Source organism: Curtobacterium sp. MCBA15_013, assembly GCF_001865095.1.
In the GTDB taxonomy this organism is placed as follows: domain Bacteria; phylum Actinomycetota; class Actinomycetes; order Actinomycetales; family Microbacteriaceae; genus Curtobacterium.
The window spans coordinates 181,486-198,570 of the sequence record NZ_MJGQ01000015.1 but is presented as its reverse complement, the minus strand read 5'-3'; the positions used below and the strand labels follow the sequence as shown (position 1 = coordinate 198,570).

At 70.8% G+C, this 17,085-nt stretch carries 15 protein-coding genes; 5 read left to right on the top strand and 10 right to left on the bottom strand.

Going from position 1 to position 17,085, the window contains the following annotated elements:
• Window positions 1–120: 120 nt before the first annotated feature.
• Window positions 121–2,172 (top strand): transglycosylase domain-containing protein, encoded by a 2,052-nt coding sequence (locus tag BIV01_RS10430; protein WP_071302772.1) that lies wholly within the window; start codon window positions 121–123, stop codon window positions 2,170–2,172.
• A 72-nt stretch (window positions 2,173–2,244) separates the two neighbouring features.
• On the opposite strand, the gene BIV01_RS10425 is transcribed toward BIV01_RS10430, so the two are convergent.
• The 4 genes from BIV01_RS10425 to BIV01_RS10410 are packed head-to-tail and all read right to left on the bottom strand — an operon-like array spanning window position 2,245 to window position 6,294.
• Window positions 2,245–3,267, bottom strand: coding sequence for an ABC transporter substrate-binding protein (locus BIV01_RS10425; RefSeq protein WP_071302771.1), 1,023 nt, complete (start codon window positions 3,265–3,267; stop codon window positions 2,245–2,247).
• Between the two features lie 11 nt (window positions 3,268–3,278).
• Window positions 3,279–4,145: an ABC transporter ATP-binding protein gene (locus tag BIV01_RS10420; RefSeq protein ID WP_070418178.1), complete on the bottom strand. Its 867-nt coding sequence runs from the start codon at window positions 4,143–4,145 to the stop codon at window positions 3,279–3,281.
• The gene (locus BIV01_RS10415) at window positions 4,142–5,176 is read right to left on the bottom strand and encodes a FecCD family ABC transporter permease (protein ID WP_254791819.1); all 1,035 of its coding nucleotides are present in this window, start codon (window positions 5,174–5,176) and stop codon (window positions 4,142–4,144) included. The genes BIV01_RS10420 and BIV01_RS10415 overlap by 4 nt, the downstream gene beginning before the upstream one ends.
• 38 nt (window positions 5,177–5,214) lie before the next feature.
• Window positions 5,215–6,294: a FecCD family ABC transporter permease gene (locus BIV01_RS10410; RefSeq protein ID WP_229086028.1), complete on the bottom strand. Its 1,080-nt coding sequence runs from the start codon at window positions 6,292–6,294 to the stop codon at window positions 5,215–5,217.
• 28 nt (window positions 6,295–6,322) lie between these two features.
• On the opposite strand from BIV01_RS10410, the gene BIV01_RS10405 reads away from it, so the two are divergent.
• A complete protein-coding gene (locus tag BIV01_RS10405) occupies window positions 6,323–7,162 on the top strand; it encodes a siderophore-interacting protein (RefSeq protein WP_071302770.1) in 840 nt (279 codons plus the stop codon).
• Window positions 7,163–7,178: 16 nt separating this feature from the next.
• Here BIV01_RS10405 and BIV01_RS10400 read toward each other — a convergent pair whose 3' ends face one another.
• From BIV01_RS10400 to BIV01_RS10385, 4 genes are all read right to left on the bottom strand, one after another.
• Window positions 7,179–7,691, bottom strand: coding sequence for a hypothetical protein (locus tag BIV01_RS10400; protein WP_071302769.1), 513 nt, complete (start codon window positions 7,689–7,691; stop codon window positions 7,179–7,181).
• Between the two features lie 178 nt (window positions 7,692–7,869).
• A complete protein-coding gene (locus tag BIV01_RS10395) occupies window positions 7,870–8,784 on the bottom strand; it encodes a carbohydrate ABC transporter permease (RefSeq protein ID WP_083413944.1) in 915 nt (304 codons plus the stop codon).
• A 1-nt stretch (window position 8,785) separates the two neighbouring features.
• The gene (locus BIV01_RS10390) at window positions 8,786–9,757 is read right to left on the bottom strand and encodes a carbohydrate ABC transporter permease (protein WP_070418180.1); all 972 of its coding nucleotides are present in this window, start codon (window positions 9,755–9,757) and stop codon (window positions 8,786–8,788) included.
• A 23-nt stretch (window positions 9,758–9,780) separates the two neighbouring features.
• The gene (locus BIV01_RS10385) at window positions 9,781–11,148 is read right to left on the bottom strand and encodes an extracellular solute-binding protein (protein ID WP_071302768.1); all 1,368 of its coding nucleotides are present in this window, start codon (window positions 11,146–11,148) and stop codon (window positions 9,781–9,783) included.
• 226 nt (window positions 11,149–11,374) lie between these two features.
• Here BIV01_RS10385 and arfA point away from each other — a divergent pair, with 226 nt between their 5' ends.
• A complete protein-coding gene (gene arfA, locus BIV01_RS10380) occupies window positions 11,375–12,877 on the top strand; it encodes an arabinosylfuranosidase ArfA (RefSeq protein ID WP_070418182.1) in 1,503 nt (500 codons plus the stop codon).
• Window positions 12,878–13,457: 580 nt separating this feature from the next.
• Here arfA and BIV01_RS10375 read toward each other — a convergent pair.
• On the bottom strand, window positions 13,458–13,751 hold the full coding sequence (locus tag BIV01_RS10375; protein ID WP_071295568.1) for a hypothetical protein: 294 nt from the start codon (window positions 13,749–13,751) through the stop codon (window positions 13,458–13,460).
• A 163-nt stretch (window positions 13,752–13,914) separates the two neighbouring features.
• Entirely contained in the window at window positions 13,915–14,952 is a 1,038-nt protein-coding gene (locus BIV01_RS10370) for a LacI family DNA-binding transcriptional regulator (RefSeq protein ID WP_071302767.1), read from the bottom strand.
• A 134-nt stretch (window positions 14,953–15,086) separates the two neighbouring features.
• On the opposite strand from BIV01_RS10370, the gene BIV01_RS10365 reads away from it, so the two are divergent.
• The gene (locus BIV01_RS10365; protein ID WP_070418185.1) at window positions 15,087–16,022 is read left to right on the top strand and encodes a carbohydrate ABC transporter permease; all 936 of its coding nucleotides are present in this window, start codon (window positions 15,087–15,089) and stop codon (window positions 16,020–16,022) included.
• Complete coding sequence (locus BIV01_RS10360) at window positions 16,019–17,008, top strand: carbohydrate ABC transporter permease (protein ID WP_175473685.1); 990 nt, start codon at window positions 16,019–16,021, stop codon at window positions 17,006–17,008. The genes BIV01_RS10365 and BIV01_RS10360 overlap by 4 nt, the downstream gene beginning before the upstream one ends.
• Window positions 17,009–17,085: the final 77 nt, after the last annotated feature.

Below are 17,085 nucleotides of genomic sequence, written 5' to 3'. Positions count from 1 at the left end.
GGGACCTTCCCAGCCGCCGTGACGGACTTCCCCGGGGAAGTCCCGGCTGTCGTCCGACCTCGGCTGGGACGCTCCGGGAACCGCAGCAGCGGTGATCCACACGAGGGGGAGGCCCAGGGGATGACGTTCAGACGTGCAGGAGGAGCCGCGCTCGGCTTCGTCGGCGGGAGTGTGCTCGCCGGGTTGCTGGTCGGGGTCGGCGTGACGCCGGTGCTGGCGGTGGCCGGGGTGGGGACGACCTCGGCGATCGGGGTCTTCGACTCGATGCCCGAGTACATCGAGATCGGCGAACTGCCGCAGCGCAACGAGGTCTGGGCGTACCGCGGCGGGAAGCCGGTGCACCTGGCGAACGTCTGGGCGCAGAACCGGCAGGAGCTCAGCCTCGACCAGATCAGCGACACCCTCGAGCACGCGGCCGTCGACGGCGAGGACAAGCGCTTCTACGAGACCGGCGGCGTCGACGCGACGAGCATGGTCCGGTCCCTCGTGAGCGTGGTCGCCGCGGGCGGCAAGGGTGGCTCCGGCGGGTCGACCATCACGATGCAGCTGGTGCGGAACATCAAGATCCAGCAGGCGAGCGAGCTCCCTACGGCCGAGGAGCGGGACGCCGCGTACAAGGAGGCGACGAAGCGTTCCGCGCAGCGCAAGCTCGCCGAGATGAAGCTGGCGATCGGCCTCGCGAAGGAGTACTCGAAGCAGGAGATCCTGTCGGCGTACCTCAACATCGCGTACTTCGGCGACCAGACGTACGGGGTGCAGGCCGCCGCGCAGCGCTACTACGGCAAGGACGCCACCGACCTGTCCCCGGCCGAGGCCGCGTCGCTCATCGCGATCGTGCAGTGGCCGGAGCGGCGGGACCTGTCGCGCCCGAGCCACTACGCCGACAACGTCGCCCGCCGCGACGTCATCCTCCGGTCGATGCGCGACCAGGGGCACCTGAGCCGTGCCGAGCTCACCGAGGCACTGGCGTCGAAGCCGGCCGAGTACGTCCGCCTGACGCCCCCGCAGCAGGGGTGCGAGGCCGTCGCCCGCGGCGCCGAGTTCTTCTGCCAGTACGCGGTCGAGGCCGCGCGGGAACTGCCGCAGCTCGGCCCGACGCAGGACCGCCGCGACGACGCCTGGCGGAAGGGCGGCTACCGCGTGCAGACGACCCTCGACCTCGACCTGAACGGGCAGCAGAAGGCGCTGCTCGACCGCTACGACCCGGCCACCGAGTCCCGGTTCGCACTCGGCGCCACGCTGGACACGGTCGAGGCCGGGACCGGTCGGGTCCTGACGATGGCGCAGAACAAGGACTACGACCGCTCGTCGAACGCCCCCGCGAGCGCGACCTCGCTGAACTACGCGACCGACGAGGCGAACGGCGACTCGACCGGGTTCCAGGTCGGCTCGACCTACAAGATGTTCACGCTCCTGCAGTGGCTCGCCGCCGGCAAGAGCCCCGACGCGGTCGTCGACGGCACCCGGCACGGGCGGAGCTCGTGGACGCAGTGCGGGCAGACGCTCGACTCGTACTGGAACCCGAAGAACGACTCGCCGGGGCAGACCGGCCGCTTCACGGTCCGCGCGGCGACGGCGCAGTCGGTGAACGCCGCCTACGCGTCGATGGCCGAGCAGCTCGACCTGTGCGACATCCGCGACACCGCGGCGGCGCTCGGCGTGCACCCGGCGACCGGGGGAGCCCTGCCGGCGAACCCCGCGGCCGTGCTCGGCACGACGAGCATCGCGCCGCTCACCATGGCGGCCGCGTACGCCGGCGTCGCGAACGGCGGCGTGTACTGCGCGCCGGTCGTCATCGACCAGGTGACCTCGCGGGACGGCGAGCAGCTCGGCGGCCAGCAGCGCTCGTGCCGGCAAGCCGTCCCCACCGCCGTCGCGACCACCGCGTTCGAGGTCATGCAGGGCGCGTTCCGCGGCGGTACCGCGAACGGCGGGCAGACCCCGGACGGTGCGACCCTGTTCGGCAAGACCGGCACCACCGACGACGCCGACCAGATCTGGCTCATCGGCGGGACGACCCGCGCGGTGACGGCCTACTGGCAGGGGAACACCGACGGCGGGAAGGCGAACCTGCGCCACTTCGACAACGTCGAGGGGACGTACGCGAGCACCCGTGCCGCCGTGTGGCGGCAGGCGCAGACGGCGGTCAACGCGGCGGTGCCCGTGGGGTGAGCTGCAGCGGACGAACGACGGGAGGCGCGGTGCCAGCCGGCACCGCGCCTCCCGTCCGTCGTCCGGTGGCGACTAGGACAGCTTCTTGCTGTCCTCGAGCCAGCCCGCGAGCTTCGTCATGTAGCCGGCCTGCGACGCGTAGTCGAGCGCCGGGAAGGTCCAGCTGTGCACCTGGCCGGCCTCGAGCGCCGCGTTGTCGGCGAACGTCGGCTGCTTCTCGAGGTCGGCGACCTGGTACCCCTGCTGCGACAGCAGGATCACGTCACCCGAGATCTGCCCGGCGTTCTCCCACGAGTAGATGCCCCAGTAGAAGCCCTTGGGCTTCGGGTTCACGAAGTCGACGCCGAAGGACGTGTACATCTGCAGCGTCGGCTCGTCGCTCGGGCGGGTGACGTAGGCGCCGTCGCCGTCGGCGTACATCGAGACGACCGAGAGGTCGGACTCCTTCGCGGCCTTCTCGAGGTCGTCCGCTGCGGTCTCGAAGCGGTCCTCGGCCGCGTCGACCGTGGACTCCTTCGCACCGAGGGACTCGGCGAGGTCGGCGATCGTCTTGATGACGTCCTCGCCCTTGCCGCCCCACTTGACCTGGGCGACCGGAGCGATCGCCTGGACCTGCTTCTGCTGTTCCTTGTCCTTGAAGCCGTAGCCCGGCTGGGTGGTGTCGAGCGTGCCCTTCTCGTCCGTCGGGTAGACCGAGGTGACGACGAGGTCGGGCTTCAGCGCGGCGAGCTGCTCGAGGTCGATGTCGCCGTAGGCCTCGCCGAGCTGCGTGATGCCGTCGGTGTCGAGGTCGTCGAAGCGGGCGTCCTTCGCCATGGTGAGCTGCCCGAAGGTACCGACCGGCTTGAGCCCGTACTCGATGAACGAGATCGCGATGTCGTTGAGCACGACGACGCGCTTCGGGGTGTGGTCGACCTTGACGGTCGTGCCGGTTGCGTCCTTGTACGACCAGGCGCCGTCGGCTGCGGCGCTGCTGCCGCTGCCGGCGCTGTCGTCGGAGCTGTTCGTGCTGGAGCAGCCGGCGAGGAGGAGGGCCGAGACGGCCACGGAGGTCACGAGGGCGGCGCGGAAGGAGCCGCGGCGGAAGGTCTTCACGTTAGGAGAGGCTAACCTAAGTTTAGCGCGCCCGCCAGTTCGTCGTGGCGGACCACGTCGTGCTCGTCGGCCTCGGGGACGATCATCGGGGCCCCGGTCACCGGGTCGGCGACGACGCGGGCGTGCAGCCCGAACGCGCGTTCCAGCAGCTCCGGCGTGAGGACGTCCGCCGGGGTGCCGTCCGCTGCGACACCGCCCTCGTGCAGGACCACGAGCCGGTCCGAGTACCGGGCCGCCAGCGTCAGGTCGTGCAGGACCATGACCACGGTCGATCCCTGTTCGCGGTTGAGGCGCCGGACGAGCCGGAGGACCTCGAGCTGGTGCGCCAGGTCGAGGTAGGTCGTCGGTTCGTCCAGCAGGAGCGTCTCGGCCTGCTGCGCGACCACGAGCGCGATCCAGGCGCGCTGCCGCTGCCCGCCCGACAGGCTCGCGACGTCCCGGTGGGCGACCTCGGTCAGACCGGTCGCCGCGATGGCCTGCTCGGCGACGTCGGCGTCGTCGGCGGTCCACGGCTTCGCCCACGACTGGTGCGGGTTCCGGCCGCGCATCACCAGGTCGAGGACGCTCGTCCCGGCCGGGGCCACGGGGGACTGCGGCAGGATCGCGAGCTTCTTCGCGACCGCTCGGTTCGACTCCCGGCGGATCGGGGTCCCGTCGAGGTGGACCTCGCCGGCCTGGGGCTTGAGCACCCGGCCGAAGGCCTTGAGGAGTGTGGACTTCCCGCAGCCGTTCGCGCCGAGGAACGTCGTGACGGTACCCCGCTCGATCCGCAGGTCGAGGTCGGAGAGGACGGGGTGCCGGTCGTAGCCGACCGCGAGCCCGCGCGCCTCGAGCACGGGGACGGTGGCGTCGGTCGTGGTGTCCGGGGTGGGGGTCATCGGGACATCTCCTTGCGGTGACGGATGAGGAGCCAGATCAGGTACGGGGCGCCGATCACGGTCGTGATGATGCCGACCGGCACCTGCCACGGGAACGCCGACCGGGCGAGCAGGTCCGCGGCGAGGACGAGGGCGGCACCGAGCGCTCCGGCGAGCAGCAGGGGTGGACGGTTCGTGCCGGCGAGCCGGAGCCCGACCTGCGGGACCACCAACGCGACGAAGCCGACCGGGCCGGCCGCGGCGACGGCGGCGGCGGTCAGGACGACCGCGAGCGCGATCACGACGAGTCGGTGTCGCTGCACGGCCAGGCCGACCCCGGTCGCGACCTCGTCGCCGAGCTGCCCGATGCCGAGGGCGGCGCTCGTGGCCAGGGCCAGGGGGACGGCGATCGCGGCGACCACGAGCAGCGGCCAGACGCTCGACCACGAGGTGCTCGACAGGCTGCCGACGAGCCACTGCGAGGCCGCCGCTGCCGCCGTGATCTTCGCGCGGACGAGCAGGTAGCTCGTGACCGCGTCGAGCGTGGCGCTCACCCCGATGCCGACGAGGATCAGCCGGTAGCTCTGCACGCCGCCACGCCACCCGAACCCGTACACCGCCGCGGCCGCGAGGAGCGCACCGATCGTCGCGGCCACCGGGATGCCCCCGCCGAGGACGATCGCCGAGACCGAGTACGACCCGCCGCCGAGCACGATCGCGGCCACCGCTCCGACGCTCGCGCCGGACGTCACCCCGATGATGTCGGGCGTCCCGAGCGGGTTCCGCGTGAAGGTCTGGGTGAGGGCGCCGGCGACGCCGAGGGTCAGGCCGACGAGTGCGCCGGTGAGGACACGGGGGAGGCGCAGGGTGGAGACGATGAAGGCGTCCGGCCCCGTCTCGAGCCCGAACAGCGAGCGGAGGACCGTGCCCGGGGCGATCCAGGTCGAGCCGATCGCGACACCGAGGACGACCAGGACGCCGACGGTACCGAGCGCTGCGACCGTGTACCAGAAGACGCGGGGGCGCCAGGCGAGCCCGACGGGACCGACCACGACGCCGCGACGGCGCGTTCGCGCCTGCTCCGCCGCGCTCACAGCGACACCAGCGATCGGCGACGTGCGACGGCGACGAACACGGGCCCGCCGATGACGGCCAGGACGATGCCGACCTCCACCTCGGCGAAGCCGCCGATCAGGCGACCGACCACGTCCGCGAGCACGACGAGCGCCGCACCCACCAGCGCGGACACCGGCAGGGTCCAGCGGTGCCCCGTGCCGACGAGTGCCCGGGCGACGTGCGGCACCGTGAGGCCGACGAACCCGATCGGGCCCGCGGCGGCGGTCGCCCCGGCGGCGAGGAGCGTGATGCCGCCGAGTCCGACGAGCCGCGCGACGAGCACGTTCTCGCCGAGGCCCTTCGCCAGGTCCGTCCCGAGCCCGAGCGCGTCGAGCGCCCGCACGTTCAGTACGGCGAGCACGAGTCCGACGACGAGGAACGGCCAGACCGCTCCGAGGACGTCGAGCTGCCGTGCCGCGAGCGACCCGACGACCCACAGCCGGTACGCGTCGAGCGAGTCCTGGTCGGTGAGCACCACGAACGACGTCAGGGCACCGAGCAGCGCCGAGACCGCGGCTCCGGCGAGGGCGAGGGGCACCGGGCTCGCGGTCCCGCTGCCCGCGATCGTCACCGAGAACACGACCACGCTCGCCACGAGGGCCCCGACGAGCGCGAACCACACCGTGGCGCCCGTGCTCGTGATGCCGAACACGTAGACGCCGATCACGACCGCGAGGCCGGCGCCGGACGAGACGCCGAACAGGCCGGGGTCGGCGAGCGGGTTCCGGGTGTGCCCCTGCATGAGCAGGCCCGCGATCCCGAGCGCCGCTCCGACCGCTGCACCGATGAGGGTGCGGGGGATGCGGGAGCCCCAGACGATCGCCTCGTCCGTGCTGCTGCCGGTGCGCATGAGCCCGTCGAGGACGCGGTCGGCGCCGATCCGGTTGCTGCCGAGGAGCAGGCTCGCGACCGCCACCAGGGCGAGCACCACGACGAGGGCGACGATCACCAGGGCCCGGCGTCGGACGGCGGTTCGGTGCACGCCGAGCGCGTCGGTCGGACGCGTGGCGGGGGCCTCCCGGACGGGAGCCAGGGTGGGGATGGGGGCTGGCACGGAGATCATCTTAGGTTAGCCTTGCCTCATGGCGAAGATCCCGCGGCTCCTGCCCGAGAACCCCCGGCTCTTCCGCGCGCGGGTCGTCCGCACCGAACGGGTCACCCCGTCGATGCACCGCGTCACGGTCACCGGTGACGACCTGCACGAGTTCCGCTACCTCGGGTTCGACCACTGGTTCCGCCTGTTCGTGCAGCGCCCGGACCAGGACGCCTTCCGGATGCCCGACCTCGACGGCACCAAGTGGTGGCCGACCTACCTCGCCATCCCCGAGGACGTCCGCCCGCACTGCGCGAACTACACCGTCGCGGCCTTCCGCCGGCTCGCCGACGGCACACCCGAACTCGACGTCGACTTCGTCGTGCACACTGACGCAGACGGCACCCCCGAGGGCCGCGCAGCCATCTGGGCCTGCGACGCCCGCCCCGGTGACGAGCTCGCGATGCTCGACCAGGGCTGCATCTTCGACTGCCCGCCCGACACGAGCGAGGTGCTGGTCGCCGCCGAGGAGACCGGGCTCCCCGGGGTCGTCGGCATCGCCGCCTCGCTCCCGCGCGACGCGGTCGGCCGCATCATCCAGGAGGTCCCGTCCAGAGGCGACGTCCGTCCTCTCGACGCACCCACGGGTGTCACCGTCACGTGGATCGTCCGCGACGAGGTCGCCCCGCACGCGGTCCCCGGTCGGGCGGCGCTCGCCGAGCTCCAGCGGCACGTCCCGGCCGACGACCGCGGGTACGCCTTCGTGGTGGGCGAGTCGACGCTCGCGACGGAGGGACGTCGACACCTGCACCGTGCCGGGCTGCCGAAGTCCCGGATCACGTTCTCCGGCTTCTGGAAGCACCAGGCCCGCGAGTCCGTCTCCGCCTGACCCGCGCCCCGTCGCGTCAGGGCGTCCAGCCCCGCGGCACGATGGCCGCGTCCCACAGCGCACGCCCCGACCGATCGGCGGTGCTGACGTCGAGCATGATGCCGTCGGCGTCGGCGGGCACCGTGATGGACAGGCGGGTGGTCGCGCCGCAGACGATTTCGCCCTCGTCGAGGACCGTGCGGGGATCCGTCGACTCGCCGTCGTGCTCCTTCCGCGCGGTGAAGTCGCGGATCGTCAGGTGCACGGTCGCCGTCGAACGGCACACCGCGAGGACGTCGTACGGGCCCGAGAGCTCGTACTGGAGCGCGGCTGACCCGGTGACCGGTCCGTGGTCGTCGTCGTCCGCGAGGAGCTGCCCACCCGCTCCGCCCTCCCCGTCCTCACCGCCGCCGAGGAGGGTCGTCATGCGGTCGAGCCACGCGTGCCCGTAGTCCTTCGGGAACGCGTTGTGGTGCGTGCACCCGGTCAGGGACAGGAGGACGCCCGTGGCGGCGATGGCGGCGAGCAGCCGCCGGTGGGTCTTCGGCACCCCGCGATCATGCCGGACGACGCGGCGGGCCGGCCACCCCGCGTCCGGGGTCCCCACACGCGGGACGGGAGGTGGGCCCCACCCGCCGGTTCCGGCGCACCGCGCCAGCGGGGTGACGGCCGAGACGGGAGGGACGGTGCCAGCTGGCACCGTCCCTCCCGTCCGTCCTGTGGTCGCGTCAGCCCTTGAGGCCGGAACCCGTCACGCCCTCGACGATCTGCCGCTGGAAGATCAGGTACAGGATGATCAGCGGCAGCGCCGCCAGGATCGCCCCGGCCTGGATGTCCGCGTAGCGCTGACCGAAGCTGCCCTGGACCGTGGCGAGCCCGACCGGGATCGTCATGAGGTCCGGGTTCGACAGCACGAACAGTGGCAGCAGCAGGTTGTTCCAGACCCCGACGAACGTCAGGATCGCCACCGCGGCGATGACCGGTCGCGAGAGCGGCAGGATCACCGACCAGTAGATCTTCCACATGCCGGCGCCGTCGATGCGCGCCGCCTCCTCGAGCTCCCGGGGGATGCCGTCGAAGAACTGCTTGAAGATGAACACCGCGATCACCGCGGGCACCTGCGGGAAGATGACCGACCAGTAGGTGTTCAGCAGGCCGACCGAGTTGAGCTCCTGGAAGATCGGGATGATCAGGACCTGCGTCGGGATCATGATGCCCAGGATGATGAGCAGGAACGCGACGTTCCGCCCGCGGAACGCGAGCCGGGACAGCGCGAACGCCGCCATCGACGCGAACAGCACCGTCAGGGCGGTCGTCACGAGGCTCGTGATGCCGCTCGCCAGGTACCAGTTCCAGATGTCGCCGGCCTGGAACAGTGCCGCGTAGGAGTGCAGCGTCGGGTTCCAGTTCGACAGGATCGAGTTGGCGCCGAGGGCCGCGACGCCGTTGTCGGACAAGGACGTCTTCAGGGCGAACAGGCTCGGGATGAGCCAGATCACCGCGAAGACGCCGAGGATGATGCCGGCGACGAGGTTGAAGCCCTTGCCGGAGACGCCGATCTTGGCGGCGTTCGCCGGTGCCGCGGCGGAGACCCCGGTGCGGAGCTTCGGGCGGTCGGTCGTGATGCTCTCGGTGGTGGTCACGTCAGGCACCCATCTCTCGCTTGGCGGCAGCGCGCTCGACGATCTGCCGGATGATCGCGATCGCGACGATCACGATGAACAGGAGCACCGATGCGGCCGATGCTGCGCCGAGTCGGTTGTCGGTGAAGCCGACGCCGGTGATGAGCTGCAGCGAGACCTGGGTCGAGATGCCCGGTCCGCCGTTCGTCATCAGGTACACCTGGTCGAAGATCTTCAGGCTGGCGATGATCTGCAGCAGGATGACCAGCGTCGTGGTGCGGCCGAGCAGCGGGAGCGTGATCGACTTGATCTGCTGCCAGTTCGACGCGCCGTCGACGGCCGCCGCCTCGTACAGTTCGCGCGGGATCTCCTGCAGGCCGGCCAGGTAGAGCACGAAGTTGAAGCCGAGGGTCCACCAGACCGTGGCGATCGCGACACCGATCATCGCGGTGTTCGGGCTCGCCAGGACGCCGGCGCCGGGGGTCAGCCCGAGGGCCGACTGGATCGACGCGAACAGACCGGTCGCGGGGGTGAAGATGAACACCCAGATCAGCGAGATCGTCGCCGACGGCAGGATGAACGGCAGGAAGAACGCCAGTCGGAAGAACCACTGGCCGCGGTTCATCCGGTTCGTCAGCACGGCGAAGAGGAACGCCAGGATGACGAGCGGCGGCGTCGTGTAGAGCGTGAACTGCAGGGTGTGCCAGAGCGACGACCAGAAGTCGTCACGGCCGAGCATCTCGGCGTAGTTCGCGAACCCGGCGAAGCTGCCGAGCCCGGTGCGGACCGTCGAGGTGTTGAAGAAGCTCGACACGATCATCCACACCGTGGGGCCGAGCAGGAAGGCCAGGTAGAACAGGCCGAAGGGGGCGAGGAAGAGCCACCCCGTGCGGCCCTGGCCGCGCGTGAGGCTGGTCCGGAAGGAGCCGGCCCGGCGAGCACGCGGCGCCGTGGTGGCGTCGGTGGGCCGGTCGAGGACAGGTGCTGTGGTCACGTCATCGTGCCTTTCGCGCGGGCTTACAGCGGGCTCGGGGTGTTGAGGTAGGTGGACAGCTGGGACTTGATCGCGGACATGGCCTGCGCGGGGGAGCTGCTGCCCTGCTGGACGAGGGCGAGCTGGGCGCCGACCGTGTTCTCGAAGGTCGACCCCGATCCGCCGTACCAGGCCGGGTCGTCGAACACGGCGCTCTCGGCGGCCGAGGCGTAGTTCGACTGCGGCGTGAGCTTCTTGTACGCGGTGCTGTCGTAGGTCGGCATGTAGGCCGGGACGTGACCGCCCTGCGCCCACGTGAGGCTCTGCTCGAGCATCTGCTTGATGAAGAGCATGTGCGCCTTGCGCTGCTCGGGCGTGCGGTCCTTCCTCGGGAGGATGAACGTGTGCGAGTCGGCCTGCGTCGCCGGCTTGTCGAAGAGCTGCGGGATCGGCGCCATGCCGAACTTCAGGCCCTTGATGGACTGCGCCGTGCTGATCTCCCACTCGCCCTGCATGAAGAAGCCCGCCTTGCCGGTGAACATCAGCGTCTGCGCGGTGGCGTAGTCGAGGCCCTTGTTGAGCCAGCCGTTCTTCACCCACTTCTGGGTCATGTCGGTGACCTTCGTGTACGCGTCCTCGTTGACGGTGAGCTTCGCGCCACCGTCGCTGATGAACGGCGTCGCACCGTCGATCTGGTTGTACATCGTCCAGAAGAACCGCCACGGGGTCGCGATCTCGCTGACGTTCGCGACGTTGAGGGCCGTGCCGCCGGTGACCTTCGCGACCGCGGCGAGGGCGCTCTCGAAGGCGTCGATCCCGGTCAGGTCCTTGAGGTTGCCGTCGCTGTCGATGAGGCCGGCCTTCTGGCAGACATCAACGTTGTAGAAGAGCACGAACGGGTGGGTGTCGAGCGGGATGCAGATGTTCTTGCCGTCGGTCTTCTGCGCCGTCCACGCCTTCTGGTTGAAGTCGCTGGCACTCAGGCCGACGCTCGCCAGGTCCTCGTTCGTGATCGGGTCGAGCAGGTCGCCGTCCCAGAGCGGCTTCGCACGGGTGAGGTGGGCGATCGCGACGTCCGGCGGCTTGTTCCCGACGGTGGCCAGTGTGACCTTGGAGTAGTACGGGTTGCCCCACGCGAACGTGGTCGCCTGCAGCGAGGACGAGCCGCCGTGCTGCTTGGCGTAGCCGGCCTCCATCTCCTGCATGCGGAGGCCGTCACCGCCACCGAACAGGTTCCAGAAGACGAGCGTCTCCGGGTTGAGCGGTGCACCGGCGATGCCGGCGGCGAGGGGGCTGGAGCAGGCGGCGAGCGGCAGGACCGTCGCGGCGGCTGCGCCCGCGGCGAGGAGGCTCCGCCGTGTGAAGGCGCCGCCTCGTGGGTGCGGGGTGGGTACGGGGATTCGGTTCGGCATGGCATCACTCCATCGGGACGGGCCGAGTCGGAGCAGGGTCGGTGCTCCGTGAGCGCTCACATTAGCGCGCGTCCCGGCGTGCCGCCACCCTTTCGGCGCGGGTGACGACCGATCCGTGATGTTCGTGGCCGCCCCCTTTCGTGTCGCGCGGAAAGCCGCTAGCGTTTCGGGAACGTGAGCGCTCACTTTCGCCGAGCGCAGGCAGCCCCACGATCGAAGGAGATCCATGCCCCGCACACACCTCGTCCTCGACGCCGCGTTCACCGTGGGGCCGGTGCGACGTCGCCTGTTCGGCGGGTTCGTCGAACACCTCGGACGCCACGTCTACGACGGCATCCACGAGCCGTCGCACGAGACCGCCGACGAGCACGGCTTCCGCAAGGACGTCGTCGAGCTCGTCAAGGAACTCAACGTGTCCGCGATCCGCTACCCCGGCGGCAACTTCGTCTCCGGCTACAAGTGGGAGGACGGCGTCGGCCCGGTCGAGCAGCGCCCCCGCCGCCTCGACCTCGCCTGGCACTCGACCGAGACGAACGAGGTCGGCCTGCACGAGTTCCAGCACTGGCTCGACCAGGTCGGTTCGGAGCTCATGCTCGCCGTCAACCTCGGCACGCGCGGCACGCAGGAGGCCATCGAGCTCCTGGAGTACGCGAACATCGACGCCGGCACCGCCCTCAGCGAGTACCGCAAGTCGAACGGTCGCCAGGAGCCCTTCGCCATCAAGATGTGGTGCCTCGGCAACGAGATGGACGGCCCGTGGCAGCTCGGTCACAAGAACGCCGAGGACTACGGCAAGCTCGCCGCCATGACCGCCAAGGCCATGCGGCAGATCCAGCCCGACCTCGAGCTCGTCGCCTGCGGTTCCTCCGGGGCGTCGATGCCGACGTTCGGCGAGTGGGAGCGGACCGTCCTCGAGCACACCTACGACGACGTCGACTACATCTCCGCCCACGCCTACTACGAGGAGGGCGACGACCTCGCCTCCTTCCTCGCCTCCGGCGTGAACATGGACCACTTCATCAAGACGGTCACGACCGCCGCCGACCACGTACAGGCGCAGAAGAAGTCCGACAAGCGGATCGACATCTCCTTCGACGAGTGGAACGTCTGGTCCATCTCGAAGTGGAACGAGCAGCAGAAGACCTTCGAGCTGCAGGACTGGCCGGTCGCGCCGCGCCTGCTCGAGGACGTCTACACGGTCGCCGACGCCGTCGTCGTCGGTGGCCTGCTCATCTCGCTGCTGCGGCACGCCGACCGCGTCGCCTCGGCCTCGCTCGCGCAGCTCGTCAACGTGATCGGCCCGATCATGACCGAGCCCGGCGGCCCGGCCTGGCGTCAGACGACGTTCTTCCCGTTCTCGCTGACGTCGAAGCTCGCCAACGGCACGTCGCTGCAGGTCAAGGCCTCGGGTGACACGGTCGACGGCGGCAAGTACGGCGAGGTCCCGGTCGTCGACTCGGCCGCCACGGTCTCGGACGACGGTGCCGCGGTGTTCCTCGTGAACCGGCACCCGTCGGAGTCGACCACGGTGACGATCGACCTCGCCGGCCTGTCGGTCGACGGTGACGTCCGTGCCGAGGGCGTCTGGGACGACGACCTGCACGCCGTGAACGACCTGGCGAACACCGAGCGCGTCGGGCTCCGCACCAACGAGTCCGTCCGCCGCGAGGGTGACACCATCACGATCGAGCTCCCGCCGGTCTCCTGGACCGCCGTGTCGATCGGCTGAGACGCCTCGGCGCACGCTGCGGCGGGCGTCGAGTGAGCACAGAGGGCGTCGGACCGCTTCGCGGTGCCGGCGCCTTCTGCCGTGCGGCGCGGCCGCGGGGCGGGGCGGGGCGGTCGCGACTTCACGGGGTGGGCGACAGTTCACGGGGCTGCTGGCGCGTGAGGTGTCGCTGGGCGCGTGAGGTGCGCGACGGCGGACGGGAGGCGCGGTGCGGACTGGCGCCGCGCCTCCCGTCCGGCGGTCAGTCGCAGCGCAGTCCGTGCTGCGGAAGCGACAGCCTACCGCGTGCGGCGCGCGTCCGTGTCGCCAGGGCGACAGATGTGCGCCGGAGGTTCGCTGTGACCTGTCGCTTTCGTGACGGCGGCCGGGAGGCGCGATGCGGGCTGGCACCGCGCCTCCCGTCCGTCGGCGGTGCGGCGCAGTCCGTGCTGCGGAAGCGACACCGTGCCGCGTGCGGCGCGCGTCCGTGTCGCCAGGGCGACAGTTGTGCGCCGGAGGTTCGCTGTGACGTGTCGCTTTCGCGACGGCGGACGGGAGGCGCGCGGCGGACTGGCACCGCGCCTCCCGTCCGTCGCGCTCGTCAGGCGTGCGGCGGCGGCGTGCAGCGCACGGCGCGCGCCCGCCACGAGATCTCCTCGACGAAGGCAGCCGTGTCGGGGCCGAGCGGGTCGTCGGCGGCGTCCTCGATGAGGAGCCCGAGCGCCGGGGCGAGCAGGAACGACGTCGTCGTGGTGCTCCCGAACGCGTCGACGGTGGGGACGGCGACGGTGTCCGCGAGTCCGGCGTGCGCGAGTGCTGCGGCGTAGTCCAGCACGGCGTCCGCGGCCTCGTCGGAGGTCAGGACGGCGGTCAGGCCGTACACGATGTTCTTCATGATCCGAACGCGCCGAGGTGGGGAGATGAGGACCGCAGCGGTGGCTCGTCCTCCGGACACACGGAAGTGGCGCACACCCGGGGCCGGGACAGCAGACCGGCTCCGTGTGCACGGTACGCCCCGCGCGCTGACCGTGTGACGGACGCCGCGGCGGCGGGGTGCGTCAGGCCGGCGGCGGCGCGGTGCTCGCCCGGACCACCAGGCGGACCGGCACGAGGTCGGCCTCGGCGCGGACCGGCTGCCCGTCGATCTGGGCGAGGAGGTTCCGGACCGCCCGGCGCCCGACCTCGTCGAAGGACTGGTGCACGGTGGTCAGCGGCGGCCAGAACGAGTCGGACTCGGGGGAGTCGTCGAAGCCCACCACGCTGAGGGTCTCCGGCACGGGACGCCCGAGTTCGTGGGCGGCGCGGAGCACCCCGAGGGCCGTCTGGTCGTTCGCGGCGAAGACGGCCGTGATCTCGGGGCGGCGGGCGATCTCCTGCCCGGCGCGGTACCCGGACTCGGCACCCCAGCCGCCGCGGAACACCGACGGGACGGTGCGCCCGGCGGCCTCGAGCGTGGCCTGCCAGGCGGCGAGACGCCGGGCGGCCGAGTACGACGACTCGGGGCCGGCGACGTGCCAGACGGTCTCGTGCCCGAGGTCGAGCAGGTGCTGCGTGGCCCGGCGGGCGCCGTCGGCCTGGTCGGTGTCGATCGCCGGGTGCTGCGTGGTGCCGGTCGAGTCGACGACGACCATCGGGACGCCGTCGGGCAGGACGACCTCGGCCGTGTCGATGATGTGCGACTCGATGATGATGACGACCCCGTCGACGGCCTGTTCGTGCAGGCGGGAGAAGGCCGAGCGGACGCCTTCCTCGGTGCGGGAGGCCATCGGCAGCAACGTGATCGTGAAGTCGGCGACGCCGGCCGCGTCGGCGATCGCCTCGAGCGTGCGCATGTTGCCGTACGACGCGAGGGTGAACATGATCACGCCGATCGTCCGGAAGCGCCCGGAGCGGAGGGCCCGGGCAGCGCGGTTCGGGCGGTAGCCGAGGTCGTCCATCACACGCTGGACCCGGTCACGGGTGTCCGGCGAGACGTTGTCGAAGCCGCGAGCGACGCGGGACACGGTCTGCATCGAGACCCCGGCGGCCTCGGCCACGGCGGCCATCGAGGGGGACCGGCGCGTGGCGGACAGGTCGGTCGTCACGGGGTCTCCCATCGGTGCGAGTGGACGTCGAGCGCGACGGCCTGCACCGGACGCTAGCGCATGTTGACGTTGCCATGCTATCGTCGCGCCGTTCGATGTTGACGTCAACATCGACGGACCCGAACACAGCACGACAAGGGAGTCACATGAGCACGCTGGAAGCGCGCGCAGCCGGAGCCACCGCCCCGGCCGTGCCACCGCGGCGCCGCGCCAGACCGCGCGGCCGGTACACGGGATGGCTCTTCGTCGGCCCGTTCGTCGTCGTCCTCGTCGCGATGCTCATCGTCCCGATCGGCTACGCGCTCTGGCTCAGCCTGTTCCGCGACCAGCTCATCGGCGGCAACCAGTTCGTCTGGTTCGCCAACTACGTGCAGCTCTTCCAGGACGCGAAGTTCTGGTCGGGCCTCGGCCGGGTCGCGGTGTTCCTCGTCGTGCAGGTCCCGATCATGCTCGGCCTCGCGCTCGTCGCCGCCCTCGCACTCGACAGCGCGCGCCTCTGGGGAACGAGCTTCTTCCGCATCGCGGTGTTCCTGCCCTACGCGGTCCCCGGTGTCGTCGCCGCGCTGATCTGGGGCTTCATCTACGGCAACCAGTTCGGCCTCACCGGTACCGCGAACCACGCGCTCGGCATCGACCTGCTGCAGCCGTTCAGCCCGGACTGGGTCCTCACGTCGATCGGCAACGTGGTCACGTGGGAGTTCCTCGGCTACAACATGCTGATCTTCTACGCCGCGCTCCGCACCGTGCCCGGCGAGCTGTACGAGGCGGCCGAGCTCGACGGCGCCGGCCCGATGCGCACGGTCTTCTCGATCAAGCTCCCGGCCCTGCGCGGCCCGATGGTGATCGCCACGATCTTCTCGATCATCGGCAGCTTCCAGCTCTTCAACGAGCCGAACCTGCTCAAGACGCTCGCCCCGAACGTCATCGGCAGTGCCTTCACGCCGAACATGTACGCCTACTCGCTGTCGTTCAGCGGCCAGCAGTTCAACTACTCCGCCACCGTCGCGATCGTCATGGGCGTGATCACCGCGGTGATCGCCTACGTCGTCCAGGTCCGCGGCACCCGCGAGGAGAACCGATGAGCACCCTGCAGCACCCGGCGACCGGCGCGTCCGGCCCGGCTACCGTCACCGAGGCGACCACGACGCTGCGCGACCCGCAGGCCCGGTCGAGCCGCGCCTCCAGGCGTGCCGAGCGGAAGGCCGAGCAGCACGTCGACGGACGCAAGCCGAAGCGTTCCGGCCTGCTCACGGCCGTGATGATCGTCTTCGTCGTCTACTCGTTCGCGCCGCTGTTCTACCTGCTCGTGAACAGCACGAAGACGCAGGCCTCGCTCCTCTCGACCTTCGGCCTGTGGTTCGGCGGGAAGTTCAACCTCTGGCAGAACATCGTCGACACGCTGACGTACAACGACGGCATCTTCGTGCAGTGGCTCGGCAACACGCTGCTCTACGTGGTCGTCGGCGCCGGTGGCGCGACCCTCCTCGCCACGATCGCCGGCTACGGCATGGCGAAGTTCCAGTTCCCCGGCCGCCGTGCGGTCTTCGCCGTCGTCCTCGGTGCGATCGCCGTCCCCGGCACCGCCCTCGCCGTCCCGACCTTCCTGCTCTTCTCGCAGTTCGGCCTGACGAACACCCCGTGGGCGATCATCCTGCCGTCGCTCATCAGCCCCTTCGGCATGTACCTGATCTGGACCTACGCGGTGGACGCGATCCCCGCCGAACTCCTCGAGGCCGCCCGCATGGACGGCGCCGGCGAGTTCCGGATCTTCTTCACCATCGCGCTCCGCCTGCTCGCGCCCGGTGTCGTCACGGTCCTCCTCTTCGCCGTCGTGGCCACCTGGAACAACTACTTCCTGCCGCTCATCATGCTGAGCGACCCGAAGTGGTACCCGCTGACGGTCGGCCTCAACCAGTGGAACGCGCAGGCCACCGGGTCCGGTGCCGAGCCGATCTACAACCTCGTCGTCACGGGATCGCTCCTCACGATCATCCCGATCGTGGTCGCGTTCCTCTTCCTCCAGCGCTTCTGGCAGTCCGGCCTCGCGGCCGGTTCCGTCAAGGCCTGATCCGTCGGACGGGAGGCACGCAGCGGCCCCGCCACGCGCCTCCTGCCCGACACACAGCAGCTCCACCCCCTCTCCAC

Coding starts and splice junctions, on each gene's coding strand:
- BIV01_RS10430 (WP_071302772.1), top strand. CDS start 121: ATGACGTTCAGACGTGCAGGAGGAGCCGCGCTCGGCTTCGTCGGCGGG.
- BIV01_RS10420 (WP_070418178.1), bottom strand. CDS start 4,145: ATGACCCCCACCCCGGACACCACGACCGACGCCACCGTCCCCGTGCTC.
- BIV01_RS10405 (WP_071302770.1), top strand. CDS start 6,323: ATGGCGAAGATCCCGCGGCTCCTGCCCGAGAACCCCCGGCTCTTCCGC.
- BIV01_RS10385 (WP_071302768.1), bottom strand. CDS start 11,148: ATGCCGAACCGAATCCCCGTACCCACCCCGCACCCACGAGGCGGCGCC.
- arfA (WP_070418182.1), top strand. CDS start 11,375: ATGCCCCGCACACACCTCGTCCTCGACGCCGCGTTCACCGTGGGGCCG.
- BIV01_RS10375 (WP_071295568.1), bottom strand. CDS start 13,751: ATGAAGAACATCGTGTACGGCCTGACCGCCGTCCTGACCTCCGACGAG.
- BIV01_RS10370 (WP_071302767.1), bottom strand. CDS start 14,952: ATGGGAGACCCCGTGACGACCGACCTGTCCGCCACGCGCCGGTCCCCC.
- BIV01_RS10365 (WP_070418185.1), top strand. CDS start 15,087: ATGAGCACGCTGGAAGCGCGCGCAGCCGGAGCCACCGCCCCGGCCGTG.
- BIV01_RS10360 (WP_175473685.1), top strand. CDS start 16,019: ATGAGCACCCTGCAGCACCCGGCGACCGGCGCGTCCGGCCCGGCTACC.